The organism is Paenibacillus sp. JNUCC-31 (genome assembly GCF_014844075.1).
Classification (GTDB): Bacteria; Bacillota; Bacilli; order Paenibacillales; family Paenibacillaceae; genus Paenibacillus.
The window spans coordinates 369,206-396,012 of the sequence record NZ_CP062165.1; the positions used below are offsets into that span (position 1 = coordinate 369,206).

General features: G+C 44.7%; 26 protein-coding genes. 2 read left to right on the forward strand and 24 right to left on the reverse strand.

The genetic code is table 11. The features are described from left to right. Positions 1–10: 10 nt before the first annotated feature. From JNUCC31_RS01480 to metH, 16 genes are all read right to left on the reverse strand, one after another. A complete protein-coding gene (locus tag JNUCC31_RS01480) occupies positions 11–2,077 on the reverse strand; it encodes a hypothetical protein (RefSeq protein ID WP_192267902.1) in 2,067 nt (688 codons plus the stop codon). Further along, entirely contained in the window at positions 2,067–3,893 is a 1,827-nt protein-coding gene (locus JNUCC31_RS01485) for an ATPase, T2SS/T4P/T4SS family (RefSeq protein WP_192267904.1), read from the reverse strand. Before JNUCC31_RS01485 ends, JNUCC31_RS01480 begins: the two co-directional genes overlap by 11 nt. Before the next feature lie 7 nt (positions 3,894–3,900). After that, positions 3,901–4,731 carry a CpaE/TadZ family protein gene (locus tag JNUCC31_RS01490; protein ID WP_192267906.1) on the reverse strand — a complete coding sequence of 277 codons (831 nt, stop codon included), beginning with the start codon at positions 4,729–4,731 and terminating at the stop codon, positions 3,901–3,903. Then, entirely contained in the window at positions 4,728–5,441 is a 714-nt protein-coding gene (locus JNUCC31_RS01495) for a hypothetical protein (RefSeq protein WP_192267908.1), read from the reverse strand. Before JNUCC31_RS01495 ends, JNUCC31_RS01490 begins: the two co-directional genes overlap by 4 nt. A 72-nt stretch (positions 5,442–5,513) precedes the next feature. Further along, the gene (locus tag JNUCC31_RS01500) at positions 5,514–6,536 is read right to left on the reverse strand and encodes an SAF domain-containing protein (protein ID WP_192267910.1); all 1,023 of its coding nucleotides are present in this window, start codon (positions 6,534–6,536) and stop codon (positions 5,514–5,516) included. Between the two features lie 26 nt (positions 6,537–6,562). Continuing rightward, entirely contained in the window at positions 6,563–8,041 is a 1,479-nt protein-coding gene (locus tag JNUCC31_RS01505) for a serine/threonine protein kinase (protein ID WP_192267912.1), read from the reverse strand. A 181-nt stretch (positions 8,042–8,222) separates the two neighbouring features. Beyond that, positions 8,223–9,272 carry an SAM-dependent methyltransferase gene (locus tag JNUCC31_RS01510; RefSeq protein ID WP_192267915.1) on the reverse strand — a complete coding sequence of 350 codons (1,050 nt, stop codon included), beginning with the start codon at positions 9,270–9,272 and terminating at the stop codon, positions 8,223–8,225. A gap of 6 nt (positions 9,273–9,278) precedes the next feature. After that, complete coding sequence (locus tag JNUCC31_RS01515; RefSeq protein WP_192272644.1) at positions 9,279–10,052, reverse strand: ABC transporter ATP-binding protein; 774 nt, start codon at positions 10,050–10,052, stop codon at positions 9,279–9,281. Between the two features lie 2 nt (positions 10,053–10,054). Further along, positions 10,055–10,372: a thioredoxin family protein gene (locus JNUCC31_RS01520; protein WP_192267917.1), complete on the reverse strand. Its 318-nt coding sequence runs from the start codon at positions 10,370–10,372 to the stop codon at positions 10,055–10,057. Continuing rightward, positions 10,372–10,710: a cyclic-phosphate processing receiver domain-containing protein gene (locus tag JNUCC31_RS01525; RefSeq protein WP_192267919.1), complete on the reverse strand. Its 339-nt coding sequence runs from the start codon at positions 10,708–10,710 to the stop codon at positions 10,372–10,374. Before JNUCC31_RS01525 ends, JNUCC31_RS01520 begins: the two co-directional genes overlap by 1 nt. A gap of 21 nt (positions 10,711–10,731) precedes the next feature. After that, entirely contained in the window at positions 10,732–11,580 is an 849-nt protein-coding gene (locus tag JNUCC31_RS01530; protein ID WP_192267921.1) for a deoxyribonuclease IV, read from the reverse strand. Continuing rightward, a complete protein-coding gene (locus JNUCC31_RS01535) occupies positions 11,570–12,391 on the reverse strand; it encodes an Fpg/Nei family DNA glycosylase (protein ID WP_192267923.1) in 822 nt (273 codons plus the stop codon). Before JNUCC31_RS01535 ends, JNUCC31_RS01530 begins: the two co-directional genes overlap by 11 nt. A gap of 7 nt (positions 12,392–12,398) precedes the next feature. Continuing rightward, complete coding sequence (locus JNUCC31_RS01540; protein ID WP_192267925.1) at positions 12,399–13,208, reverse strand: TIGR01457 family HAD-type hydrolase; 810 nt, start codon at positions 13,206–13,208, stop codon at positions 12,399–12,401. Positions 13,209–13,277: 69 nt separating this feature from the next. Next, entirely contained in the window at positions 13,278–13,424 is a 147-nt protein-coding gene (locus tag JNUCC31_RS01545; RefSeq protein WP_228469437.1) for a hypothetical protein, read from the reverse strand. A 137-nt stretch (positions 13,425–13,561) separates the two neighbouring features. Beyond that, positions 13,562–14,503 carry a ribonuclease Z gene (gene rnz / locus JNUCC31_RS01550; protein WP_192267929.1) on the reverse strand — a complete coding sequence of 314 codons (942 nt, stop codon included), beginning with the start codon at positions 14,501–14,503 and terminating at the stop codon, positions 13,562–13,564. A 74-nt stretch (positions 14,504–14,577) separates the two neighbouring features. Beyond that, positions 14,578–18,018: a methionine synthase gene (gene metH, locus JNUCC31_RS01555; RefSeq protein ID WP_192267931.1), complete on the reverse strand. Its 3,441-nt coding sequence runs from the start codon at positions 18,016–18,018 to the stop codon at positions 14,578–14,580. A gap of 178 nt (positions 18,019–18,196) precedes the next feature. Between metH and JNUCC31_RS01560 the strand changes: the two genes are divergently transcribed. Continuing rightward, positions 18,197–18,742: a cupin domain-containing protein gene (locus JNUCC31_RS01560; protein ID WP_192267933.1), complete on the forward strand. Its 546-nt coding sequence runs from the start codon at positions 18,197–18,199 to the stop codon at positions 18,740–18,742. Positions 18,743–18,830: 88 nt separating this feature from the next. Here JNUCC31_RS01560 and JNUCC31_RS01565 read toward each other — a convergent pair whose 3' ends face one another. From JNUCC31_RS01565 to JNUCC31_RS01600, 8 genes are all read right to left on the reverse strand, one after another. Continuing rightward, positions 18,831–19,505: a GntR family transcriptional regulator gene (locus tag JNUCC31_RS01565; RefSeq protein WP_192267935.1), complete on the reverse strand. Its 675-nt coding sequence runs from the start codon at positions 19,503–19,505 to the stop codon at positions 18,831–18,833. A gap of 105 nt (positions 19,506–19,610) precedes the next feature. Then, complete coding sequence (locus tag JNUCC31_RS01570) at positions 19,611–21,242, reverse strand: ABC transporter substrate-binding protein (protein WP_192267937.1); 1,632 nt, start codon at positions 21,240–21,242, stop codon at positions 19,611–19,613. A 69-nt stretch (positions 21,243–21,311) separates the two neighbouring features. Then, on the reverse strand, positions 21,312–22,181 hold the full coding sequence (locus tag JNUCC31_RS01575; RefSeq protein WP_192267939.1) for a carbohydrate ABC transporter permease: 870 nt from the start codon (positions 22,179–22,181) through the stop codon (positions 21,312–21,314). 12 nt (positions 22,182–22,193) lie between these two features. Further along, positions 22,194–23,123 (reverse strand): ABC transporter permease, encoded by a 930-nt coding sequence (locus JNUCC31_RS01580; protein WP_379383085.1) that lies wholly within the window; start codon positions 23,121–23,123, stop codon positions 22,194–22,196. 585 nt (positions 23,124–23,708) lie between these two features. Beyond that, complete coding sequence (locus JNUCC31_RS01585; RefSeq protein ID WP_192267943.1) at positions 23,709–24,515, reverse strand: HAD family hydrolase; 807 nt, start codon at positions 24,513–24,515, stop codon at positions 23,709–23,711. A gap of 28 nt (positions 24,516–24,543) precedes the next feature. Next, a complete protein-coding gene (locus JNUCC31_RS01590; protein ID WP_192267945.1) occupies positions 24,544–25,056 on the reverse strand; it encodes a hypothetical protein in 513 nt (170 codons plus the stop codon). A gap of 125 nt (positions 25,057–25,181) precedes the next feature. Beyond that, on the reverse strand, positions 25,182–25,391 hold the full coding sequence (locus JNUCC31_RS01595; RefSeq protein WP_192267947.1) for a DUF896 domain-containing protein: 210 nt from the start codon (positions 25,389–25,391) through the stop codon (positions 25,182–25,184). Between the two features lie 95 nt (positions 25,392–25,486). Next, complete coding sequence (locus tag JNUCC31_RS01600) at positions 25,487–25,864, reverse strand: LysM peptidoglycan-binding domain-containing protein (RefSeq protein WP_192267949.1); 378 nt, start codon at positions 25,862–25,864, stop codon at positions 25,487–25,489. 304 nt (positions 25,865–26,168) lie between these two features. On the opposite strand from JNUCC31_RS01600, the gene lexA reads away from it, so the two are divergent. Continuing rightward, complete coding sequence (gene lexA, locus JNUCC31_RS01605; RefSeq protein ID WP_192267951.1) at positions 26,169–26,795, forward strand: transcriptional repressor LexA; 627 nt, start codon at positions 26,169–26,171, stop codon at positions 26,793–26,795. Positions 26,796–26,807: the final 12 nt, after the last annotated feature.

A 26,807-nucleotide genomic window follows, 5' to 3' on the forward strand; every position in this document is an offset into this window, starting at 1 on the left:
TACTTAGTCGTTACAGTTTCTGAATCTGTTCATAATAAATGTTCATTTGCAGGAAACTCATGCCTACCAGCGGAATGACCAGATAGAGGAAGATCAGGGCATACATCGGTGTAAACCCGATCATTCTTCCCCATGATGCTTTAACATCTATCATCTTGGTATATTCCTGTTTGCGTTGTTCAAAATAAAAGGCCATCATGCTATCCAGATCGTCAAAAGCTTCCCGAATCGAAATTTTCCCAAGTGCAAGTTGCAGTTTATCAACCAGACGCTGAAATTCAGGCAGACCCGCCTCTTCTTTCAATTGTTCAAGTGCTTGCTCCGGCCCATGCTCAAAGTGCAACAAACATTTTTGAAGTGGCCTTTTGAAAATGACTGCAAATCGATTGAGCCATTCTAATATTTCCTCGACAGACATACGGTCCATTTCCCGCAAGATTGATATAACGGTCTGAAATTGATAAATTTCATGCCTCATGTCCATGCTGCGCATTTTGCGCTGGAACATCATAAGCCAGATCGGCATGTGATAACCCGCTAAACCCGTTATGACTGCAATCATCAGCTCCCACCAGTGGAGGTATTGTTTGTTGTATACCTCCAGCTTCTGCATGATGCGCGCGATGGTTTCAGCCTGTGTATCATGATCCAGCTGTATGGGGTTCAGGGCCTGCAAAGCATTCGATATTTCATCATAGGTTGCTCCCCGCCTCATTTCGATGCTCTCAAGCACGGCTTGATCCAAGCTTGTCTTTTCTCTAGCCTGCTTCAATTCCACCTCTCCCATCGCGCCAAACATCCGGTCATCTCTCACAGGATCATGCAAGACGTGATTTCGTTCAATCTGATGCAGCAGCAAGACACAGCCAATAGTCAGGACAAAACAACTTGCAAATAACATTAATCTGCGTATAGCCAGCCATTCGTATTTTAGTTCTGAGCTGCTTTCCCGCATCAGCCTTATCGTTTGACTGTAGTTGGTACTGCCAGGTTTAGGCGCGAACAACATTGAAACTTTACGAATGAATGTCTGCCTGTACAGAAACTGATCGATTCTGGAGTGTTTGCGTCCTGTCCGATAGCGGGTTTCATCATATTGCTGTAGTCTTTGCAAAAGCAAGTAGGCAAGTATAATAATGATGTAGATCGATATTTTGGTTACAAATCCGATTTTGCTGCGATAAAATTCATCCATTGTCGGAAAACTTCCTCTGGCCCAGCGTTCAATTGGAGCTGTGAACAGAACGGGAGCCAGTGCAATGATGTTCAGTCCTTTTAAGAGATAGTCCAGTTTGTCCCGCCGCAAAATCTCCAGATGAATTTCCTGCGTCAGATTCCCAAGACCTTTCAAGTAGATTGAACCCTGTGCCCTGTCTTTGTCCCCAAACTCCATCACCATATATGAAATGCCGGCAAACCCCTTGAGAAAACGATTCGGTGCAATCTCATAGTATCGTTCCAATGCTTCGTTCGGATCTGGTGAAGTCAATGCCTCATAGATCAAAAGTACTTGCTCTGCAGCTTCTCCTTTACCTGCTTCAGCTGCTTCATACAGTGCTTCTTCTACCATTCCATGCTGGTGATAACGATGTCTCACGTCGGCAAACAGGTCCAGCATCTGCACCAACAATCGCTTCTCTATACGATTCAGACACATATCCAGTACAAGACTGTTCAGAACTACAGCGCAAAGTACCGACAATACCACAAAGGCGATACCTGGTTGCATAAGAAACAGAATTACACTGATGCTTCCGTATCCTCCGAAAATAATGAGAACCACGCTCATGGTCATTCGTCTTAATGCTGGTTCGTCGCCAACATGCCGGAATGAGATTCGTTTCTTCACTTGTAAAATATAAGCAGAGAGCAGCGGCACTTTCATGCCCCATCGATAGGACTGTAACAGGAATGTTCCCCACTGCAGCGTACGATTTCCGTTCAACGTAGCAATCCCTACAGATTTACTTGCAGTGTCACCTCCTCTATGACGCAGCAGATTCAATACAAGTAGCGTGATCACCAGTCCACCTGCACATATCCCCAGCACCAAAAGAAGAACCAGCTTAACGGTCATAGGTATCACTCCAATATTGCTTGATGAACTGTTCGAACAGTGCAGCGTCGTGTAGTGTCATCTGATCTCGCATATCCGCAATACTCCCTAATGAGATCGGAGCTGTGACGACGTAATTGCCGTCCCTGTACTCGATCACATTGCGAAACGCAAAACCAGCTCTTTCTTCCACACTGTCGCCTTTATCCGCACGTGGAAGACATTCCGTGATTCGTTCTATATATCTTCGTCCCTCAGCATCCTTTTTCATATGTACATCGAAATTAATAACACTAACCACTTGTTCCTCGGCAATATGTTCATGTTGAAACATACCTGTTTTGAGCAGTGAATTACGGAGAGAGAAGACCAGATCGCGAAACGTTTTGGCATGATGGGTAAACAGGGTGAACAGACTGGCTACCTGGGACATCTGAATCATCCAAGCAGCTACTTCATCACTTGCAACTTCACCAAGAATATTCACTGTACCATCCGTCTTTTTCTGTAAGTCCAGTCCCTGTTGACCTGAAATGTGCTCCGTCTCCCGGAAACTTAGAATGTTACGCCGACTGTATATACGCCTCAGCTGTAGTTCGAAAGCCATCTCCTGTACCCTTAGGGTATACGAGGCGTAAATATGCTTCACCATCGCCATAAGCAGCGTCGTTTTGCCCGACCCTTGTGCTCCGGTTACGGCTGTAATTCGACTGCCTTTCATCAGATACTGCAGCAACGTAATTGGCAGATCTGCATTATTTCCGGTAATCAGCTGTTCCAGTGAAGCATTGGGAATATCAAATTTCCGGACAAAGAAAGCCCATGATTCAGCAAAGGGAGGACGCACAACAACGACACGTGAGCCGTCCTTCATCTCGTTCACTTTGTATCCATTCGCTTCTGAAAGCTGCCCTGGATAGTTGTATTTGTAAATATTTTGACATACCCTTTTCAGTTCACGGATACTCCCAAAAGACAGGAAGGACAGATGAATGGATTTACCTTTATAGAAAATCCAGACACTTTCCATCCCACTAAGTGGTTCTTCAAGGGAAACATCTTCGAGTCCATCCTCCAACAGATCGTTCCACGAAGCCGGCTGCCGCAGCCCCATATCCTGAATGGCATCCAGCATGCCACTAACACCACCACTAACCCCATCAATCCGTTGGTCCCTTATTTCATCAACTACCGAAAAGCCTTTGTAATGCTGGTAGATGCGCTGAACGATAATATCCGTTTTTTCTCTGATTCCCAGCTCTCTATACTCACACTCGAACACATACCGGATGTCCTCTTCGGAGATATAGTAACTTCCTCCGTCATCAGCACGTTCATCCAGCCTCAATCTGCCAAGGTCATACGTGTCAATCATGCGTGACAAAGCATCGACACCGAATTGCTGGCGATATAAATAAAACACAATTTCAAACTGATCCTGGATCGTCAGCAACTCGGTTTCTTCAAAATAAATGACTTCATCTATATTTGACTTGTTCAAGCCTATACTGCGAGTCAGCAGATCACCGATCAGATTTTTGACATACGTTTTGTCACTGATGCTGCCGGATACACAGCCTTTAAGAGCCTTCCGCATTTCCGCGCGCTGATTGATTCTCCGGCGATATTCTTCCTCATGCAGTCCCGCGTCAGCAAGTTGGCTATGACTGAGCTCATGAAGTGAATGTTTCACTTTCTCTGTCAATCCTTCAATCGTGAAAGACTCTCGTTCAGGAGAACGGTTAATCTTTTCACGATGGGAAGCTCTATATTTGAACCAGATATAAGCAAGGCATAACAGCAAAATTAAAATTAAACAGAGGGTATTCCAGAGCATGGGAAGTTCAGGCGCCCCTTTCGAGCCTCTTCAGAACGGTACGCATTCCAGCACCGTCCATAATGAAGCGAGCGAGTTCAGCCATACTTGCAGCAAAGCTCCCTTTACGAATGTCCTTATGGTCCCTTAAGCCTTCCAATTGCAAGTATGCCGCCGCATCGCGACGATTGAACGCATCCAGAAATTCGGTTGTATACGGCAATACCGATATCGCCCCCTTGTATTGAAAGCGCCGCCGAATGTTGGTAATGGTTGAGCGAGAATGGGGATCATACTTGTTCAATACGACATGCATGTTCTGATTACTCATGCGCTCGGGTTTGATTTCTTCAAAAAATTTCTCCAAATCCCTCATATTTTGATTCAGGTTTACAACAATATAATCAGCCTGATCCAACAGAATTTGAGCACTTACGCCTGCCCGGTCTGCGTCCAGAAGAACCAGATCATAATATTCATTCGCTACGTCCAACAGTCTTTTCAAAGTCTCCACATGCTCCTGTGGGGAACGTTCCATCCTGTTAATTCTGCCGGTCAACAAGTCTAGACGATCTTTGAGAAGCGGCTTGGTATAATCCCTCAAATTATGCTTATTCAGACTCCCACTGATATGGAGACGTTCAATCGCATCCCAACCTCCCTCTTCAAAAGTAAATTCTGACCCTGTTACTCCTACTTCATTGAGTGGCAGGGCAGCCTCTGCACTGCTCCCTACAGGCCCTGTATTTACAAGCAGGACTCTTGTTCTATAGTGAAGTGCCATCGCATACGCGGCGATTAATACACATGACGTGCTGCCCGTTCCTGCGAAAGGGCTCCAAAACGAAATAGTGCTCATGCCCTCATCCTTTCAGCTTCTTTAATGGCCCGACGACTCTGGACATTTTCCCAACCCGTCAACTGTTCCACTAATCTGCATAGCGATTTTTTATAGTTCCGTGATAATGGCGCCAGATGGATTCGACGGTGATGCTCGTTTTCCAGCTTGACTGCTGCAGTCAACTCATCCCATGGAAGCATCAACGATTCCCCCGTCCATACAAACGGACTGCCTTCCAGATACGCCCAGAGATATCGTGCCTCCAGTTTGCAATCAACTGCATTAATCAAAATCCGTTGAAATGGTAATTCTGCTGGCAGAGATTGTTCTTCAAGCAATCGCCTTAGCCAGCCTTTGCCCCGTTCCAGGTTGTAACGTTCATAGTCACTAACCCAGATACGTATATCTGCTTTCAGCCATAGCTCACGTGATGCAAAGTGTGATGTCTCCATGTCATAAAGAACGTAATCATATGCTTCCAATTGCTCACCACTCGCTTCAAGGTGACTTTCAACAGCGGTTGAGGTTACAAATTGACAGGCTATATCAAAGCCTTCAAACTCTGTAATTCGCAAAGATTGCTGACTTTCTCCAACACCGTACCCATATTTTTGTTGTAATGTTCCATCAACGAGCAATACACGTTTACCAGAAGAGGCCAGTATTTTGCAAAGATACAGCATCAGGTCATTCTTCTCGCATAACCCGGCAAAAATCCATGTTGGCATAGCTCTAAAAATCTCCTTTCAGGTTTTATAACTCATTGTTATATGAACTAATTATTAATAAATTCGGCTTTTTTATTCTCCACCCGTCAGCAAGCTTTTCTGCTCATTCGTACTCGCAGCTGACGCTGAAGAATCATTGCTTCCTTTGCCAGTCGTTCCAGCGCTACCTGAACCGTCATTCCAGATAACACCATCGGTACCTGAAGAATTATTCGCTCCAGGACGTTTATTGTACGAGACAGAGGATTGCGCAACGTCCTGCTCCACACCTTGGGACGGTGCTGACAAGGAGGCAGCAAGAGAGCTTTCGAGTGAACTTCGCACCTGTCGTGCTAACTCCACTTCAGCCCGTCGCACAAGATTCGGATCACTCTCCAGCAGTTTTAACACTTCATTATTGGCAGGGTATGTCGGGATTGCTGGTGTCTGGAACTGTGGTTCTACATAGGTTAGGGCGTAGATTGAAGCTTTATGTAAATAAGCATCTACAATTGCACTTGAAAGGGCAAGAATCTCCTCCTCCGTCATCGTAATCCATAGTGTAGCTGCATTTAATCTTTCGACTTTCTTTTTGGACAGGAGAATATAGTCTTGCCCCGTTGGAAACTGAATACGAATATCAATGATGTCACCCTTCACAAGAGAAGATGGTAATAAAACAACCTGTAGTTCACGGTTTCTTAAATCTGGCGGTGCCGGGGTATCCTCATACACCATTTCAGTTGTAATAGCCGTTCCCTTTTTTAATTCTATTTTCGCCACTTGGCCATCCATCTGCTTGGAGCTGGACCACAGATTCCTTGGTGCTTGTGCATCCGGAACGGCTATCAGTTTGATATCCTCGGGCAATATCGGCTCTCCTGCTTCAACATCCCGTATAGTTACCCATCCCTGTGCCCCCGAGTTCCATTGTTGCATCAATTCAGCTTCTTTTTGTTCGAAGGCTGATGAGTAACGGGCCTCCACTTCAGCCCTCGTGTCGCTCATGGTTTTGACATTGTAAATAACATATGCCCCAAACAACAAACCAATTGCTCCTGCTCCCGTCAATCCAGCGTAAATCAGTTGACGGCTTTGTTTTCTTAATTTAGACAAAAGAGGCTCTCCTTTCGCAATCTCTACTAATCATGTACTCTTTTTCTTGCAAAGAATGAACGTTTCTTGGGAAGCTGCCCAATCATATGAGTCAGAATATGAGCAAAAACCTTATCCATCTGCGGTTCCCGATCGAATGGATCGATATGTAAAGGTAATCCGTATACACTGGAAGTGTCCAACGTTTTGCGTATGCGTTGAACGGCTTCAGCTGCTGCAAGCGGCAGGCAGTAGATCCATTTGTCTCTCGGGTACCGGTTGTGTGAACGGACAAAAGATCCAATCTCCGCTTGTCTCCATTCAGCACCGGAACCTATAACAATGGGCAAGTCGGCTCTGAGAAACTCTTCAAGTCGGTTCTGATCCTGACCACTGCCCAGATCCATCACAATGAACTGATAGCTGCCTCCCAATAAAGACAGGATGTCTGCACGTCCCGATTGTTTCCAATAATGCACGCCATCCACAGCAAACTGTCTGCCGGATGGCACTGGTTTACCCATATAAGCCACTTGTTGAATACGAGCAAATGACTGAGACCGGGGAGACATCTCGATTACGGCCACTTTGAAATTCTGCCGTTCCAGGTAGTGACTGATGGCTATAGCCGTATGCGTTACCCCAACACCGGATGATGCGCCCGTCAGAGCGATCACCCTGGTTCCTCCGCTTATGGTCACCGTGGTTTCTGCACCACCAGCTGCTATACCCGGTCTGCGCAGCAGTTCCTTGCGGACTTCATCTGCAGATTGAAAACGCTCATTCGGATTCAGGCGCAGTAACCTTCGCACAACCGGGAGATAGGTACGTGGAACATCACTGCGAATGGAACTCTCCACTCCCTGAATCCATTCCGTATAAGCTCCACAAGTCATAAGATAGAGCAGCAATGCCCCAAGCCCGTACAGGTCTGAACGCGCATCCGTCTGTCCTGAGCCATATTGTTCAGGTGCAGCGAAGCCCGCCGTTCCCAATTTAACCGTATCATCGACTTTTTGTGCTTTATAGCTCCTCGCTATTCCAAAATCAATCAGCCTGACTTCATGTTCCGGTGTAATCATAATGTTAGATGGTTTCAAATCCCGATAGATGACAGGCGGGTCCAGACTATGCAAATAACTCAATACATCCAGCAACTGAAATACAAACTCTGTCATATGTTCAAGCGGAATCTTTCCACGACATTGCTTGAAATAGTCACTAAGTGTCAATCCCTCAATGTACTCCATAACAAGATAGGTATACCCAAGCTCATCCGGGACAAAAAAATCTACGATTTGTGGTAATCTGGGATGCCTCAGAGATGTCAGGAGAGCAGCTTCAGACTCCATACTGCCTTCATATGGCATCGCCGTCACACTTTCTTTGATCGCCCAGGTTTTGCCTGGCAACTTCAAATCCTCTGCTTCATATACATGACTCATTCCACCCGAACCCAGAATGGACACGATACGATATCTTCCTCCCAGCAGGCTTCCGTGCCCGAGCCTAGCCGGCTGTCTCATATGAACTCCTCCTTGGTTACATAACAAAAAAGGGAAAGCTTCACCGAAGCGCAACAGACCGGATAACCGGACTTGTTCACCTTCGGGATGCTTTCCCTCAACTTGTTATGGTTAATATTGATATCATTATAGTATAGGCAATGAGGTATTGTAAAGCATAAAGTTTAATGCCTTTAATAACTTAATACTTAATCATATACAACGTGATCTCTTCCCTGTTGTGGAACAACTGCTTGGAGCGTTGAATTTGCATTCTTGAGCGCTCAAATGTGTCGATGACTTCCTTAATCAACGCGAGCGGCTTCTTATGCAGCAACTTCACCGTAACAACTGCTGTTCCTCCCGATTGAAGGCTATATAACAGGTCCGATACAAGGCGGCTCATCAGCTTTGGACTCCAACTCATATCACATACGAGCAGATCGAACTCTCCTTCGCGGAAGCGTACATCGCCTGCGTTTTTTTTCAAAAAGGTCAGTTTGGGCGATTGTAGCAGGGACGCATCCATCTTCGCCGGATCAACCGCTGTAACTTCAAGCCCGCGCTCAAGCAGAAAAGAAGTCCATCCACCTGGTGCAGCACCAATATCCAATGCTCTATGGAAAGATGTAAAGTCAATGCCAAATGTCTGCTCCGCTTCAAGCAATTTGAACTTGGCCCGGGAGATCTGTCCGTCCTCCTTCTGAAAACGAACTGCCCCCCCACTCCAGTCAGACAAATTTTGTTCAGGTTTGGATACTCCGGCGTATATCGTGTCATTCGCAACAAAGACAGATATCACATATTCCGCATCACGAACAACCCACTCACAGCCAAGATCATCCAGCTTCTCGATCAGAAGCTGTTTCAAAGAAGCCGCATTTTCCTGCCAGAAGGCCCCTTCAGTTTTACGAACTTGTAATGCAACATTCGTGCCTGTTAATTCAGTATGGTTAAGCACAAATGAAATTAACTTTTCCATCGCTTGCGCTGAATCTTCCGTGTTTTCCTGAAATTGAACAGGCTGAATATGACGTAAAAACGTTGGGTTAGCCTGCAAAAGCGTAATCGGCACCTCTTCTTCGGCAACCGGAAGACCGGCAAGCAGTATTTCACCCGGTACGAGTACCGTGCTCTTGACTGCACCAAACGTACGGCGCAATTCCTCCTGAGCGTAGGGTGCAAAGCCATGGTTGGCTGTGCAGATAAAACGGGAGAAGTCTCCTTCTCCCCAAGATGACTGTGTACTCAAATTGTGTTACCCTCCAGAACGTACGCGGATCCAAGGACGTCCATTATCCCACTGGATATCAACTGGAACATCGTACGTATGCTTAATTGTTTCTTGTGTTAAGACTTCATGTTTGGGACCTTCCGCAGCAATACGTCCATCACGGATCAAGGCCACATGTGTGAACAGTGGTACGATCTCTTCGACGTGATGAGTCACATAAACGACAGTGATATTACGCTTATGCAGCCGATCAATTTCGGCCAACATTTTCTCGCGTTCATACAGATCTAGGCCGGCACAAGGCTCGTCCATAATCAGCAATTTAGGATCTGCCATCAGTGAACGAGCCAGCATTACTTTTTTACGCTCCCCTTGAGAAAGGGTGCCTAGCGGATGATTAGCCAATTTTGCAAAGCCCATTTCATCAAGCAGACTCATTGCTTTGGCCTTCACATCGTCCGGGATTGTTTGATAGAAACGCAAAAAAGCATAAGCTCCTGTTGCAACCACTTCCCATACCGGATCACGTAGCGTCAGTTTTTCAATCAAGGTCTGACTGATATAACCAATGTCTTTACGAACCTCCCGAACGTCGCACTGACCATAGAGGTTGCCCAGTACTTCAATGCGCCCCTGACTTGGAAACATATATCCATTCATCATTTCAAGCAGCGTTGTTTTGCCCGATCCATTGCGTCCGAGAATGGCCCAGTGCTCACCTTCCTTGATATGCAGATGAACGTCATCCAGAATCTGATTATCTTCCCGTCTAAGAGATACATGCTCCATCGAGATCATACTCATTTTACCACCGCCTTTCGGATTTCCCCTAGCAGATGCTCGACAGAGTTCATACGATAGACCATTTTGGGCACATCATGTTCACCATCAAACAACATAACCGCAGGTACACTCGAAATCTGAAACTGCTGGACCAGTTCAGGTATATCGTGAATATTCATCTCAGTCAAAATCCCTTCAGGCAGTAAATGCTCGGCAATTTCCAGCATTCGTCGGGCTGCTCCGCAAGTTCCGCAGAGCGGGGTATAAATAAATACAGCCTGAGGCATACCTTCCCATACACCGCGCATTAACATTTTGGTCGTAATAGGCCTCATCAGCTTTCTTCTCCCGAAGCAACACGAAGCATTATCTCCCCAGACATCGGACCATTATGGACCGTAACAGAGTCTGGTTTATTGCTGTATAACAATTCGTACATCTGACGTTTGCCATACATGCTGGACGTGTGCAGATAGATCTGTCGCGGGAATAAACCTTCCCGGACGATGGAAGCAGCAACTTCACCGCCATTCGGGGAATCCGGACCCAGTTCATAATCCAGGGATAAAATGTCCACGTCACCTTCCCTAAGCAGGATTAGGCATTCTTCTGCATTCGTAGCCAGAACAAATCCTTTTGGACAAGCTCGGTAATCATCCAAAAAAACATGCATTACAATCGCTCCTCTCCCCATTTAAAGCCAGGAACGCATGAGCTCAATGTCACCGCGGTGTGTTCCATCTTCGCCTGATTCGGTCTCCAGCACAACTACAGCTTGCTGAAACTCGGGCGCACATAACAGTTCCTGCATCGCTTCTTTTCCTATATAACCCTGTCCGATCCGTGCATGTCTGTCCTTGCATGAACCGGATGGATATTTCGAATCATTAAAGTGAACAGCCGCAAGAGCATCCCAGTATCCCAGCAGTCTGCCTTTCTCCAGCATCGATGCCTCATTGCCTGTCGTCCACATGCCTGAAGCAAAAGCATGACACGTGTCAAAGCAAAAAGCAATATGCTCGGGATACCGGCTTAGCTTGCGAATTTGTATCAATTCTTCCATCGTCGTACCCATGGGACCATGATCTCCAGCCTGATTTTCAAGCAGAACCTTTGCCTGTCCATCCCACTCCGCTAATGCGGTATCCAGACAGGATATGAGATTCTGATATCCTTCGAGTGGTTCATTGCTCTTGAGATGTCCAAAGTGAACTACAGTCCCAACCGAACCGCAGGCATCTGCAATGTGCAGATCATTACGTATCGATGCGATGGTAGCATGAAAACCCGCCTCTCCTCGGGTTTTGCCCAAAGCCGGATTCGTGGGGTAGGGTGAGTGGGCAATTGAAGCAAGACCCTGCTTCTCACACCAATCCCGACACTGTTCAGCATCTTTGAGGTCCAGTTCTTTCAAGCCAAGGCTCCGAGGGTTCTTTGGAAAATATTGAAATGCCGTAGCCCCCATCTCATATGCCCGCTTGGCTGCCTGAAGAAATCCGCCTCTGGTGCTGACATGTGCCCCGATTCCGCTTTTAGGCCTCATGCTGGCAATCTGGACAGAAGAAAGCCTTCTTGCCCGTAATTTCCACGCGTGCTATCGTTCCCCCGCAGCGAGGGCAAGTTTCCCCTTCACGATCATACACCCGGCACTGCTCATCATAACTTCCCGTCTTGGTATCTCCCTGCATCAACGGCATTTCCATATAACCGCCTTCCGATGCAGCTTCTCGCAATACGGATTGCACAGAATGGTACAAACGTGCTGTGAGTTCAGGCGAAGCAGCAATATTTTGCGTTTTGGAGCTTGGTCTCAGGCCTGCTGCAAATGCAATCTCATCCGAATAACAATTTCCGATGCCTGCAATAATATGCTGGTTGACCAGTGTCGTTTTGAGTGTGCCCCGACGTCCCTTCAACAGGGCAGCAAAGCGTTCTATATTCATGCGCCGATCCAAAGGTTCAGGGCCAAAATCTGACATGGCCTCTTCTGTTTCTTTCGACGTCAGCAGATGCAGATATCCCAAACGAAGCCCAATAAAGAATAAAGTGTAGTCTCCAAACTGAATCTCTACTTGAGTGGTACGATCAGGCCGTTCAGCTTCCGTGCCCCAGAAAATCATTCCGCCCAACATGAGGTGCAGTACCAGACGCTTACCATTAGCCAGATGAAAAATCAGATGCTTGGCCCGGCGTTCTACAAATATGATACGATTACCTGTCAATTCGCGGGTAAACACATCAGGCTCGGTATTAATCGATTTATCACGATTAACCACCACACCTGTAATCGGTAAATCAAGTATGTTCTCGGACAGCAAGGTCCGGTAGTTTTCCATTTCCGGCAATTCCGGCATCGTTCATCTACCCCTTCTTGGATGCTTGGCCTGTCGTCTGCGACAGCCACTCAATCAGTTTATGCAAATCTTCAAAGACATGATCAGGACGAACCTTGGCCGCCTGGATGTGACTGTCCATGTTATCGCGTGTTGTAATTCCGGTAAGAACCAGAATAGTCTCACAACCCGCTGCTGCTCCTGCCGCAATATCTGTACGCATATTGTCTCCGATTACAGCAACTTCATCAGACTTTAAGTTCAAACGGCTAATGGCAGACTTCATAATAATACTTGATGGTTTGCCAATTACGGTAGGGTGAACTCCGGTGGCTGCTTCTATTGCTGCCCCAATTGTCCCCGCTCCTGGTGTAAGACCATCATCAGAAGGAAGCTGTAGATCAGGGTTGGTCAGAATGGATTTGGAGCCGCCATTGATCCAACGAAGTGCCTTGGTCAGTTTATCATAGGAAAATTCACGATCAATGCCTTGTATAACGTACTCCGGTTTATCATCCGTGAGTTTAAGCCCTGCTGCTTGTAGCGCTTGCAACAGTCCTTCCTCTCCGATACAGGCCACTTTCGCACCAGGAGCTTCTTCAGCCACATATTCCGCAGCTGCCACCGCAGATGTACAAACCTGAGATGCTTCGGCCGGGATACCCATCCCCTTCAAATGATCTGCCACACCTTGGGGGGTACGCGAAGAATTATTAGTCACAAACAAATAAGGCATGCCTTGTTCATTTAATGTCCGAATAAGCTCATCAGCTCCTTCAATACGATGTCTGCCATGATAGAGTGTACCATCCAGATCAATCAGGTAGGCCTTAATCATATACAGCACTTCCCTTCTTTTATCCCGTTAACATTTCATGTCCTTAACCATTCGCATTTAAATTCAATGCTATCCTATGTATACAGTACCAAACAACGACTTGCTCGCATCTGCACGCAACCCGTCGAATCGAATCGAACACGGACGTCTGGGCTTGCGCGTCTTCTGTACATGCTTGTCATTTCCTGCGCTTTCCCGGAAAATAATTTGAATCATTTCCCTCTTTATATTGCCCATCCTACACGCTTTCCCGTCCAATTGCAAAAGGGACCGCGGGTGTAATCCCCCCTCAGTCCCGTACAATTAACGGCTTCTTCTCCGGTTGTGTTTGGCTGTTCTGCTTCGCACATCCACTACTGAGATTCATCCTTGCGGTGAACCACTGGAATAAGCTCGTGTTCAATCGCAAGTTTCGTATTTGGGAATATCAACTGCGCTTCTTCCAGAAGTGGCTGCAACTGATCTTCATCTTTGTAGCGGGAACTAAAATGGGTCATGATCAGCTGTCCTGCATCTGCTGCTCTCGCCGCCTCGGCCGCTTGCTTCGAGGTACTATGATAGTATTCATGAGCCGTATCAGCCAAATCATGCAGAAACGTAGCTTCGTGTACGAGGACATCCGCATGACGAGCTAGTGGCTGTACATTGTCACATGGGCGTGTATCCCCCAAAATGGTAACGACCATTCCACGCTTTGGCGCCCCCAATACATCTTCTGGGCGAAGTGAGTCACCGTTGTCTAAAGTAATGGTTTCTCCACGTTTCAAACGACCAAATAACGGCCCAGGCTTCAAGCCATACTCAGCCAGTTTCCCAGGGTCCAGACTGCCTGGACGATCCTTCTCGGTAATTCGATACCCATAACTGTCGATACGGTGTTCCAGCAACGCTGATTCCACGATAAAGGTCTCATCTTCAAAAAGCACTCCGCCTGTATGTTCTACAATGCTTAGATCATAGTTTAGACGTGACTGGCTAAGTTCCATCGTAGTCATGATCATTCGTTCAGTGCCTGGCGGACCATACACCGTTAACGGTGTAGTGCCACCTTGATAAGCTCTGCTGGAGAGTAGACCCGGAAGTCCAAATACATGATCTCCATGAAGATGGGTTATGAATATTTTCTCCAATTTGCTCAATTTAAGCGGAGAACTTAAAATCTGATGCTGGGTTCCTTCCCCGCAATCAAACAACCACAATGCTCTGCGCTCATCCAACATGCGCAGCCCTATGGACGTTACATTCCGCTGAAGCGTAGGTACACCAGCGTTAGTTCCCAGGAAATATAGTTCCACTCTGGATCGCACCTCTTTCTGTTGCCAGCAAAAAGCCTCCGACAATGCGGAGGGCTTTGCCTGACATTTTACTTTTATGCCTTATCTACGTTAAAATACTTCGCTTGCGGATGACTGAACACCATCGCCGATACAGATGCTTCAGGTTCCATCATGAAACCTTCAGTCAGCTCCACACCGATATCCTCAGGCTGTAACAACTTGAACAACGGTCCTTGGTCCTCCAAATCAGGACAGGCCGGATATCCGAATGATACCCTTATTCCCTGATAGCGTGCTCCATGACGTTGCTTCATGGTCATCTGGGCTGGATCAGGGAATCCCCAGATATCTCTCATCATATGATGAACCCGCTCTGCTAATCCCTCTGCTACTTCAAGCGCTACGGATTGCAGAGCATGTGAACGAAGATAATCGCCTTGATCCTTCCAAGCAGTTGATAATTCTCTTACACCGTGTCCGGCCGTTACAACCATAAAACCAACGTAATCCATTTGTCCGGATTCTACCGGCTTCAGGAAATCAGACAGGCACAGGAAGGGTTCAACTTTTTGGCGCGGGAACGTGAATGTATGCAAGATATTGCTCGTATTCTCAGGGTCATAGACGATGACACTATTACCGCTGGATTGGGCCGGGAAGAAACGATACATGGCATGCGCCTGAATAATTCCGTCACGAACAGCCTCCTGCATAATATCATCCACTACCGCTTTCAGATCCGTTGCTTTCTGATCACCCGACGCAAGCAGCTGCTCTACCGAGCCGCGCAAACCAAGATGATGTCCGAGCAACATCTGCATGTTCACATACGGTAATATGTGTGACAACGGATAGTTTCGCAAGACATGTCGGTCCAGATCCGGCGGAATGAGAACCGGATTGTCGATTGCGATATCCGAACGCTCTACCCGAGTAAGCTCGGGAAGTGGTTGTACATTTTCTGCACCTGAAGCGTCAGCCTCTTTTTCAGCCTCCATCTCAAGTTGCATCACTTCACGCGTGCTTGGATTCATCAGCTTGTTGGCCAGATCCAGGCCGTCCATGGCATCTTTTGCATAGACAACCATTCCGTTATATTCGGGACGTATACGGTTTTTTGTGAATTTACGTGTTAATGCCGCACCACCAACCATAATAGGTACATCAATACCTGCTGTTCGCAAATCCTGAGCTGTAAGAATCATCTGCTGCGCCGATTTAACCAATAGACCGGATAGACCGATCGCATCCACTTTTTCTTTTCTATACGCCTCGATAATTCGCTCTGGTGGTACTTTTATACCCAAATTGATGATCCGGTAACCGTTATTGGAAAGGATGATCTCCACCAGGTTTTTGCCGATGTCGTGTACATCGCCCTTCACCGTCGCTAGGATGATCTTACCTTTTACTGACGTCTCGTTCTTCTCCATGAACTGCTCCAAATAAGCGACAGAAGCCTTCATGACCTCCGCGCTCTGCAACACCTCTGCCACGATCAGCTCATTGTTGTTAAACAGTCGCCCTACTTCTTCCATCCCCCGCATCAGGGGACCATTGATCACTTCAAGCGCTGTATACTTGGCGAGTGCCTGCTCCAAATCGGGCAGCAATCCTTCTTTACTTCCCTCAACAACATATGAAGCGAGACGTTCTTCTAGCGAAAGGTTCGAAATTTTTTCTTTTTTCTCGACCTTTTTATTACGAAAGGCGGCAACGAAAGCGGCCAGTGTTTCGTCATTTGTATTGTATAACAGCTCTTCCGAGAGTCTGCGCTCTTCCTCCGGAATGGAAGCATAACGCTCCAGCTTCTCTGTGTTAACAATGGCATAATCGAGACCCGCTTTGGTACACTCATACAAAAATACAGAGTTCAACACTTCCCGCCCTGCTTCAGGCAGACCAAATGAAATGTTGCTAATGCCCAGTATAGTGTGACATTCAGGCATTGCTTCTTTAATGACACGAATACCTTCAATTGTTTCTTTGGCCGAACCGATATATTGTTCATCGCCCGTACCCACCGGAAACACCAGGGTATCAAAGATCAGGTCTTCTGCTTTTAGTCCATATTTGTTCACCAGCAAATCGTAAGATCGTTTGGCTACCTCCAGCTTGTCCTCACGGCTAATCGCCTGTCCACGTTCATCAATCGTTCCGACAACGACAGCACCGCCGTATTTATGCAACAATGGAGTGACCAGCTCGAACTTTTCCTCGCCGTCCTCAAGGTTAATGGAGTTAATTATCGCTTTACCTTGTGAGTATTGCAGTGCAAGGTCAATGACAGCTGCATCTGTCGTATCAATCATAAGCGGTACCTTTACTTTTTTGACAACCAGTTCAAGGAACTTCTCCATATCTTCGGCTTCTTCACGGTCCGGGTCCTGAACACAAACGTCGACAACATGTGCCCCATTTTTTACCTGAGCCCGAGCAATTTCCGATGCTTCTTCATATTTCCCTTCAACAATAAGACGCTTGAATTTCCGTGATCCAAGTACGTTCGTACGTTCCCCAACCATATATGGGCGATTGTCCTGTTCAACGTATACTGGATCAATTCCCGACAATGCTGGTGGATGTGTTCCGTTCATTTCTCTTGGAGGGTACTTGGCAAGTGTATCCCGCATTGCCCGAATGTGCGCAGGAGTTGTCCCACAACAGCCACCCGCGATGTTCAACCAGCCCTGTTCGGCAAAAGCACCGATCTTCTGAGCAAGCGAATCAGGGGATTCATGGTAATTACCGTTCTCATCCGGAAGACCTGCATTTGGATAACAACTTACCGCAACTGAAGCCATCCCGGATAGCGAGCGAATATGGTCTCGCATGAATTCCGGACCTGTAGCACAGTTTAGTCCCACTGAAATTGGGTTAAGGTGTTCTAGGGATATATAAAAGGCCTCAATGTTCTGACCAGCTAGTGTTGTACCCATCGGTTCGATCGTTCCTGAGATCATCAAAGGAAGCTTGATACCACTTTGCTCGAATGCTTGTTGAATTCCAATGCTTCCTGCTTTTACATTAAGAGTATCTTGTGAGGTTTCGAGCAGCAGCGCATCAACGCCTCCCTCAATTAAAGCGAGCGCTTGCTCGAAATAACTGTCGATGAGCTCCTGAAACGTTACTCCGCCTGTTACAGAAAGCGTTTTGGTTGTAGGTCCCATGGCACCCACCACATAACGCGGAGACTCCGGTGTCGAAAATCGATCCACGGCTGCTTTTGCAATTCTGGCTGCTTCGAGATTGATTTCACGTGCACGGTCTTGAATGTCGTATTCAGCAAGTACAACAGATGTTGCACCAAACGTATTCGTCTCAATTAAATCTGCACCGGCTTCCAGATATTCTTCATGAATACGCTGGATTAGCTCTGGACGTGTAAGTACAAGCATTTCATTACATCCGTCGAGGTCTTCTCCGCCAAAATCTGCGCCTGTGAGATCAACCTGTTGAATCATGGTCCCCATTGCACCGTCGAGGATTAATATTCGTTGTTTTAATGCATCATGTAGGCTAAGCTTATCCAATATCGTCACCCCCGCAAAACGTTAAATCTTAGTTTAACAGAAACTACCTTAATGTGAAAGATCGGTTTTGGTCCGTCACGTGGCGGGTTTATATGAATGTGAGATGATTTGCGAATCGACAAAAACAGAACATTCCGATATAATAGCAATTAAACCAAGTGGAAAAGAGGGGAAGAACATGGCTGAAATTGTAATCCGTAATACGAACGAACGTATCACTGGAGACGAAAATGTTCGAAATTTCTTAAACAAATATGAAGTATTATATGAAAAATGGGACGCGTCCAAATTAAACACAGATCTACAAAATAACTTTGGACTCACGGATGAACAAAAAGAAGAAGTACTCAAAACATATGACTATGAAATCAGAGATTTGGCCGCACGTCGCGGGTACCAAATATGGGATGTAATTACGTTGTCTGAACAAACTCCAGACATTGAAGAGAAGCTTGCCAAATTTGAAGAAATTCATACGCATGCTGAAGATGAAATCCGTGCAATTGTAGCCGGCAAAGGAATCTTTGTCATCAAAGCTACAGATGATGTAGGTTACTTTAATGTAGAATTGTCTCCTGGAGACGTTATCTCGGTACCTGAGAATACGCCACACTTCTTCACATTAATGGAGAACAAACAAATCATTGCGGTGCGCCTGTTTATTGAAAAAGATGGCTGGATCGCAGACCCTTACCCGGATCCTACTTTTATTAAACAAGCATAATCAGCAAATTCTAATATGTGCTCAACAAACCCCTGTCCATTTCGAACAGGGGTTTCTTCATATTGAGATCGTATACAACATTTGATATTCATATAAAATAATGCGGATATTTTGCTTTCATCTTCTCTTGTTCCACAACAACAAGTCTGAGATGTGCTTCCATAACCTGAACAGCTTGATCCGTCTTACGTTCCGTGATGAGCCGGTAAATCTCTTTATGTTGTGAAATAATTACCTCCGCATCGGAATCTTCAGACAGCCGTAATAAACGAAGGCGATTAAAGGGAATATTCAATTGCTGCAACATTTTCCACGTTCTCATTTTCCCTGTGCCCTGAAACAATATCTGGTGAAACTCTTCATCCAGTTCAAAAAGACGATAGAAATTATTTTTCCCTATACATACTTCCTGCATGGCAATATTGGTTTCGAGTCTGAATCTGAATTCTTCCGGAAAAGATGCACAAGCCAGTGTGACAATTTCCTTCTCCATTTTCTCTCTCATAAACCGGCCTTCTTCAACATGCTCCAAATTAATATGGGAGACAATGGTTCCACTCTGTGGGATGATATCAAGTAATTCTTCTTCAGCAAGCTTCATGAACGCTTCACGTACTGGTGTTCTGCTTACTTGCAATTCATCCGCAATTTCCTTCTCGGAAATCTTTGTACCGGGCTCAAGTTCAAGGTGCAGAATTCGTTCCTTTATCAGATGGTATGAATAAGCCCGGGTCGAACCTCTAATCTTTTGATTAAGTGACATTCCTTAACCTCTTCCTCTCAGCCGTATTCCTCCATATTAGCACAATTTGCCGCTCCACTAAAATCTTCTCAGTGAAACGGCAATTGAGCAAACTTCAGTTTACAACTATTGTTGCTTACTTTCTTTGTACTTCTTATACGTGTCGTTGGCAAGCTGCATATATTGAGACAATCCTTGGCTCTCCAATTCTTTTACAAATGCATCAAACTCGGTAAGACTGCGTTCTCCCAGAATAAATTTAAGGGTATTTTGATCCGAGAAATCTTTGAGTGGTGTGCTAAGCAATGTCACCTGTTCACGATCGATATCAGAGTAAGGAATTGGTGGCTCAGCAGGAATCACTTCTTTTGTATCTTTCATGTCTTGTTGGAATTTCAGTTCTTCCTCACTAAACATGGATTGCAGCAAATCTGTCGTGCCTCCATAGGCAAACACACCACCAGAGAAGCCGTAATCTATACGCAAATCTTTCGTGCCCTTCGGATTCAATCCGTTATAATTCACGTCTTCTGCCAGTTTACGAACGCCATCCTTTTTGGTGAAGGTTTCCCCTTCAACACCCCATTTGGCAAATTCCTGACCTTCATCACTATAGTATAACCAATCAATAAATTGCAGGATTGCTTTAAAATTGTCACTGTCTTTAACTTTCCCGGAAATCATGACACCGTTTTCAAGTCTGGAGCCAGACATCAGCTGGCCTTTTGGACCACCAGGGACTGTAATTTTGGCGATGGAGAAATTCTCTTCTCCCAACGTTTTGTTCATGTCATTGCGGTGCAGAACTAACGTTTGCGAGTTACCATTAATCATGAAGGATTTTCCCGAAACAAATTTTTGAGTAGCCTGGTCATCGTCCTGGGTGAAACTTTCCTTATCCAGAAGTCCTTCGGATACCAGTTTGTTAAAGTAAGTCAACATATCTTTATATTCCGGTGTTGTAGCCGTGTACACAAATTCATCCTTGTCTGCCTTGTACGTCAGACCATTACCAAATCCCCATCCGGCTTTTGTCCCAAAGCCAATAGCTGCAATACCCAGCGTACTATTGAACTTGAACCGATCTGAGAATGGGATGGAATCCGGGTAAATCTCCTTCAGCTTTTTGGCTGCACTATACAATTCATCCCATGTCTTTGGAATGGCAATGTTATTTTTTTCGAAAATATCAGTTCTAACAATGAGCGTATAATCCGGCCAAACCTCTTCATGTAAACCTGGAAGCACATAATATTTCCCATCTTCTTGCCGAAGGCCCTCAAGTTCATCCTGAAGTCCCCATTTCTCTACTTTATCCTTGAAATTAGGCATCAAGTCAATATAATCACTCACTGGCAAAATCGCACCAGAGGATACAAAAGCAGATTCTTCACCCGGATAGGTTTTTGGAATAACCAGCGGTGCATCTCCTGAGCTGATGAGAAGGGATCTTTTCTGGGAATAGTCACTCATTGGAACGATAGTTGGGTCCAACGTGACACCGGTTTTTTCCGTGATTTTTTGGAACAGAAGCCAATCCTTCTTGTACGGATATGCTGGCTGGTCACTGTAAAGGATAGATAGATTAAATGGCTCAGTGGCTTTAAATGTCTCTCCAACACCATAAGATTCCATTGCCCCCTTGGATTCTGGTTCGACTTTCTCTCCACCAGTTCCGCTGCTACATGCTGCCAGAACGACACTCATCATTGTTGCCAATACCATCTTGCCTACCAGCTTACGTGGTCTCTGTTTCATTTAATTCTCCCCCTGCATGTGGTTTAGATTGGCCTTACCATCAAGATGTTGAACTATATCGGATTAGGATTACTGCTTAACAGATCCCAACATGATACCGGTTACAAAGTACCGTTGAACAAATGGATAAATCGTAAGAATAGGCAAAATGGTCAGTACCATCGTGACCGATTTAATATTCGCAGAAATTTGAGTCAAACTGTCTGCTGAAGCACCAGCCGAAGCACCACCAGTCGCACCTGCAATCATATTGCGCAAGTAGATTGTAACGGGGAACAGTTCCTTTTTGTCGAGATACAGGAAGGCTGGAAACCAGGAATTCCAGTGCCCTACAGCGTAAAATAGAACCATTGTTGCCATGACAGCTTTACTCAGTGGTAGAATGATCCGTAACAAAATACCATACGTATTCAAACCATCGATAGCTGCCGCTTCCTCAAGCTCTTCAGGCATGTTTTCGAAGAATGATTTCATTATTAGCATGTTATAAATACTGATTGCACCAGGGACAACCAATGCCCACATCGTATTATTGAAACCCAGAGAATTAATTAGGACATAGTTTGGAATCAAGCCGCCACTGAAAAACATGGTGAACACCGCGAACATCGTCAGAAACTTGCGTCCCATTAATCTTTTTTTGGATAAGGCATAAGCAAAAATGGTTGTCATGAACATAGAAATCAAAGTACCTACAACAGTATATATAATTGTATTTTTATAATTGGTCCAGAACATGTTGTCACGAGAGATCGTCTTGTAGGTTTCTACATTAAAGCCTCTGGGAATAATGCTTACCTTGCCTGAATTGATATAAGCCTCGCTACTGAAGGATTGGGCCACGACATTCAGAAATGGATAGAGTGTGATGAACACCACAAGCAACAAAAAGATGGCATTGAACACTTTAAATACTTTGTATGATTTTGATTCCAACATATTGCTCCTCCTTTACCACAAGCTTCGTTGTGTCAATCTCCGTGAAATTGCATTAACCGAGAATACCAGGATCAGTCCAATAATGGATTCAAATAAACCAATGGCGGTTGCGTAGCTGAAGTTGCTTGATTGCAAACCTACACGGTACAAATAAGTGGAAATCACGTCAGATGTCTCGTAGATCAGCGGATTGTAAAGGAGTAAGATTTTCTCAAATCCAACTGCAAGAAAATTACCCATGTTCAGGATCAGCAACGTAACAATGGTAGGCAAAATGCCCGGTATGGTTACATGGATGGTTTGCTTCCAACGATTCGCACCATCGATTCGTGCAGCTTCATACAAAGAATCATCAATTGTTGTCAACGCAGCCAAGTATAGAATTGCTCCCCAACCCATACCCTGCCAGACCTCAGAGGTGATATAAATTGTTCTGAACCATTCAGCGCGCTGCATGAAAGGAATACTGTCTCCGGTAAAAAATGAAACCAATCCATTAATCGATCCATTGACTGCTGTTAATTGCAGAACCATTCCGGCAACGATGACGATGGACAAGAAGTGTGGAAGATAAGATGCGGTCTGCACAAACTTTTTGAATCGTTTACTTTTCACCTCATTCAACAGCAATGCAAAAATGATCGGAACGGGGAAGGTGAAAAGTAACGCGAGTCCACCAAGCATAAGCGTATTTCCAAATACCTTCCAAAAGGTTGGGTCCTGGATGAACATCTGAAAATACCTGAATCCAACCCACGTCTCTCCGAAAATACTGCCTCCGGGTACGAACCGTCTAAAGGCGATAATGTTACCGAGCATCGGACCGTATTTAAAAATAATAAGATAGATAATTGGAAGGATTAACAGTGAGTACAACTGCCAATCTTTGCGAAGTAAAGCTGCAGCCGTTCTTAACCTGCTTTCTTTGCGTACAGAGGTCATCGTTAGCGTGGTTTTAGCGGTTTCCGACTCCATATATTATTTCACTCTCCGTTCCTTGGCTTGATAAAATAAAAGCGTTTTCGATTTCAATTCTTTCTTTGGATCTTTATCTTTTGTAGAAGACTACCTTGATGAACTTCCCCCCCACTGCGGAATAAACTAAAAAACAGATAATGTAAGCGATCTCAATTATGGTAATCATAAGGGATTTAGGTCAGTTAAGATGCTTAACGTCATTTTGGTACTAGCATTACCTGTTATATCTCCAAAACAAAACAGTTCCCTTTAATTATGTAAAGCGCTTACAATCAATATCAAAACAATAGCGAATAACTTTCGCTTCCACTTCATTCGAGTAAGTCAACAGATATCCGCTAAATCCAACCGCATACTAGTCATACTAGTATGTTAGTTATATTCTAAAGCAGCCGTTCTATAATTTCAATAACTTTTACTAAAAAAAATTATGATTACGTTAATGCGTTATAATCAATCTTTCCGAAAACAAAAAAACATTGTTAGGTTCATGGATGAAAAACATCTCATGGAACCTAACAATGTTTGGACAGAACACAAAAATACGATTTATGATGCACTAATTGAGAATTCAGCAATGATGCGTTCCAATTCAGATAAATGCTTGATTTCATGGTCAGGCACATACGATTCGGTATTCACTTTATTCTCACGGTTAATCCAAACAGACTTAATGCCAGCTGACAACGCTCCACGAATGTCCGTTGTCAGCTTATCGCCAACCATCACACTTTCCTGAGGCTTCACTCCAAGCCTGCTCAAAGCATGCTTGAAGATCGAAGGGTCAGGTTTTCCTTTACCAAAATTACCCGAGATAATAATTTCATCAAAAAAGGGAGCTAATTCAGGAACACCATCAAGCTTCTCCTGTTGTAATGCAGGACACCCGTTAGTTAAAAGCAAAAGCTTGAACTTTCCTTGTAGATGACTTAACGTCTCCATCGTTTCTTCATAGACATGGGGTCTCGATCTCCGCTCTGCCCCGAATTGCGAGGCGAGTCGTTCTGCCAGATCTTCGCGATCAATACCGAGCTTTAACAATCCACGATGCCATGATTCTTTACGATATGCAGGTGCAAGTTGTTCCAATTGGCGGAATTCCGGCTGATCTCCACCCGTAAAGTTAGCCCAAAGACCTTCAAACGGGTTGATTCCAATCATTTTGGTAAACGAAAAGGTTTCATAGGATTCATACAAATTACGTGCCTCATTACGAACTGCTTCTTCAAGTTCTTCAGGTTTAACCCCTGTCTCTTGCGCTGCGATCAGGCAAGTCTCATGAAATGCCTCACGAACACTGCGCTCATCCCACAGCAAAGTATCATCCAGGTCGAACAAAATCGCTTTTAACGCCATTTCGGTCATCTTCCCCTTTATGCAATAATTACTTTTTCTCGTATGTTTCCACAGTGATCTGATGTGCTTTGGCGAATTTCAGAAGACGTTCAGTGATTGCATCGGTATCATAACGATTGAGTAGTTTGGTAAATACCCATCTCTTGCCTCGTGCATTATGCTCAATAACAACCGTGCCTGGCTCAATTCTGAATTTCACAATATCATCGACTCCAATTGAACGCTCACGGTTTCCTTTAGTCGTCAAGATTCGGTTACTTCCTATCTTGATATAAGGTCGACGAAGCATGAAGATAACTGCCAAAAATACATACAGCAGCATCGTCACCCAATCCCAAGTGGTCATCGGAGCTTTGACAAGAAACGTACTCATAAAGAGATACAGGAATGCGAGTCCGATCAGAAAAATAGGAAACAGAAGGCTGCGTCCTTTAAATACGTCCTCACCTGGTGTACCTGAAATCGGTTGACCGTTCTTTTTACGTTGCTGGTTCAACTGCTTTGAATTTTTCCGAACCGTTCTCTCGAACGAACGCGACATGAGAATCCCCCTTAGATGTTCTTTGTATCGGCTTACATCATTGCAAACCAATGTTCCCCCTATAATTTGCATTCTCTAAATAACAGGAAGAAACCTAAATATCATAATGATATCATTAGGTTTCCTTAATGTTTGAGTTTGCCTTGGTGGCCTTGATCGTTCTCATCATCTACAATTTCAATCGAATCCAATTGCTGTCTGAAATTGCTGCGAATGTTATTCAAATAGATTTCTCTAAGCTTGGCACGTTCAGTGAGCTCTTCCTCTGTCAAGCCAGTGGATTTTTGCTTACGGGCCAATTCATTAATACGTGCTACCAGACTATCTATATCCAAGCTTGTCCCCTCCAAAAATACAAAGTCATATTAACTTTGACATGATAAAGGCTGCTTGTCAAGTTGATACGCGTTTATGCGTATAGATATGCAATTTACTCAGTGAATTGAGGCAGTATAAGCACTTGCCCTACCTGTATTGAAGTCGACTGAAGTTGATTCACTTTCTTAATTGCTTCTATATATATACGTGTATCCATACTTTCCGGTTTGTGATCCAATGATATACTCCAAAGCGTATCACCTTGCGAAACTACCGTCTTCCCGCCAGGTAAAAGGTTGTTCTCATTGCCTGCAAATACAGTAAGTACTGTGCTGCATCCAATAAATATGATTAAAGATACGATTACTAATTTCAACATCCATGTTGGTGTTTTGCCTTTTGTAAATACCTTCTTGAAGTTCCCTATGTTTGTTTTAACCAATTCTGTATTAACCGGTTCGTAAATGCTTTGATAAGTAGAATATCTCATAATTATTAACCTCCAAACGTTTGTTCCTATCTGTTGAAACCAATATAACACGAACATTTGTTTTGTTCAATAACTTTTTAGAACAATTGTTCGCTTTTTTTTATTTGTAGATAACCTCTTATCTCTTTCTTCTATAATATGAAAACTTTCATTTGCAGTATTTGAATAGATAGACAGAAAAAAATCATGTTAATTTGCAAAAAAACATTGATTTTATGCCTTATTATTTAGAACTTATGTTTGTACGAACGGAGGTTCTATGTTATAATTTTCCCAAACGTTACTAAAATGGGGTTGATACGGTATGTCGAAGATATCCAGCAGGCAACAGGCTATTCTGGAATTTATACGTAATGAAGTCCGGTTGAAGGGGTATCCTCCTTCCGTACGCGAAATTGGTGAAGCTGTTGGATTGGCTTCCAGCTCTACAGTACATGGACATCTGGATCGTTTGGAGAAGAAAGGTCTCATAAGACGGGACCCGACCAAACCAAGAGCCATTGAACTTCTAAGCCAGGAAGAGTCAGAGCATTCACATCAGTTTGCTCACAGTGTCGCTCGTATTCCTATTGTTGGTAAGGTTACTGCTGGGGTTCCAATTACAGCAACAGAGAACATCGAAGATTACTTCCCTCTTCCTACGCATTATGTAGGTGAGCAAAAAGTATTTATGCTTTCGGTTGTGGGAGACAGTATGGTTGAAGCAGGCATTGTTAACGGAGACTATGTTATCGTACGTCAGCAGCAAACTGCGGATAACGGCGATATCGTTGTAGCCATGACTGAAGACGATGAAGCTACGGTGAAGACGTTCTACAAGGAGAAAGATCATATTCGTCTTCAACCAGAGAATGCGACCTTTGAACCTTTGCGTTTGAAACACGTCAGTATTCTGGGTAAAGTCATTGGCCTTTTCCGTGATATTCATTAATAGGATTGTAGT

What these genes read in the sequence shown, in the direction of transcription:
- JNUCC31_RS01570 (WP_192267937.1), bottom strand. Translation starts at nt 21,242, where the DNA reads ATGAAACAGAGACCACGTAAGCTGGTAGGCAAGATGGTATTGGCAACA.
- JNUCC31_RS01495 (WP_192267908.1), bottom strand. Translation starts at nt 5,441, where the DNA reads ATGCCAACATGGATTTTTGCCGGGTTATGCGAGAAGAATGACCTGATG.
- JNUCC31_RS01530 (WP_192267921.1), bottom strand. Translation starts at nt 11,580, where the DNA reads ATGAGGCCTAAAAGCGGAATCGGGGCACATGTCAGCACCAGAGGCGGA.
- JNUCC31_RS01525 (WP_192267919.1), bottom strand. Translation starts at nt 10,710, where the DNA reads ATGCATGTTTTTTTGGATGATTACCGAGCTTGTCCAAAAGGATTTGTT.
- JNUCC31_RS01580 (WP_379383085.1), bottom strand. Translation starts at nt 23,123, where the DNA reads ATGACCTCTGTACGCAAAGAAAGCAGGTTAAGAACGGCTGCAGCTTTA.
- JNUCC31_RS01600 (WP_192267949.1), bottom strand. Translation starts at nt 25,864, where the DNA reads ATGAGATATTCTACTTATCAAAGCATTTACGAACCGGTTAATACAGAA.
- JNUCC31_RS01535 (WP_192267923.1), bottom strand. Translation starts at nt 12,391, where the DNA reads ATGCCGGAATTGCCGGAAATGGAAAACTACCGGACCTTGCTGTCCGAG.
- lexA (WP_192267951.1), top strand. Translation starts at nt 26,169, where the DNA reads ATGTCGAAGATATCCAGCAGGCAACAGGCTATTCTGGAATTTATACGT.
- JNUCC31_RS01565 (WP_192267935.1), bottom strand. Translation starts at nt 19,505, where the DNA reads ATGTCACTTAATCAAAAGATTAGAGGTTCGACCCGGGCTTATTCATAC.
- JNUCC31_RS01490 (WP_192267906.1), bottom strand. Translation starts at nt 4,731, where the DNA reads ATGAGCACTATTTCGTTTTGGAGCCCTTTCGCAGGAACGGGCAGCACG.
- JNUCC31_RS01545 (WP_228469437.1), bottom strand. Translation starts at nt 13,424, where the DNA reads ATGATTCAAATTATTTTCCGGGAAAGCGCAGGAAATGACAAGCATGTA.
- JNUCC31_RS01520 (WP_192267917.1), bottom strand. Translation starts at nt 10,372, where the DNA reads ATGAGGCCTATTACGACCAAAATGTTAATGCGCGGTGTATGGGAAGGT.
- JNUCC31_RS01515 (WP_192272644.1), bottom strand. Translation starts at nt 10,052, where the DNA reads ATGATCTCGATGGAGCATGTATCTCTTAGACGGGAAGATAATCAGATT.
- JNUCC31_RS01575 (WP_192267939.1), bottom strand. Translation starts at nt 22,181, where the DNA reads ATGTTGGAATCAAAATCATACAAAGTATTTAAAGTGTTCAATGCCATC.
- JNUCC31_RS01585 (WP_192267943.1), bottom strand. Translation starts at nt 24,515, where the DNA reads ATGGCGTTAAAAGCGATTTTGTTCGACCTGGATGATACTTTGCTGTGG.
- JNUCC31_RS01480 (WP_192267902.1), bottom strand. Translation starts at nt 2,077, where the DNA reads ATGACCGTTAAGCTGGTTCTTCTTTTGGTGCTGGGGATATGTGCAGGT.
- JNUCC31_RS01485 (WP_192267904.1), bottom strand. Translation starts at nt 3,893, where the DNA reads ATGCTCTGGAATACCCTCTGTTTAATTTTAATTTTGCTGTTATGCCTT.
- JNUCC31_RS01540 (WP_192267925.1), bottom strand. Translation starts at nt 13,208, where the DNA reads ATGATTAAGGCCTACCTGATTGATCTGGATGGTACACTCTATCATGGC.
- JNUCC31_RS01505 (WP_192267912.1), bottom strand. Translation starts at nt 8,041, where the DNA reads ATGAGACAGCCGGCTAGGCTCGGGCACGGAAGCCTGCTGGGAGGAAGA.
- JNUCC31_RS01560 (WP_192267933.1), top strand. Translation starts at nt 18,197, where the DNA reads ATGGCTGAAATTGTAATCCGTAATACGAACGAACGTATCACTGGAGAC.
- JNUCC31_RS01590 (WP_192267945.1), bottom strand. Translation starts at nt 25,056, where the DNA reads ATGTCGCGTTCGTTCGAGAGAACGGTTCGGAAAAATTCAAAGCAGTTG.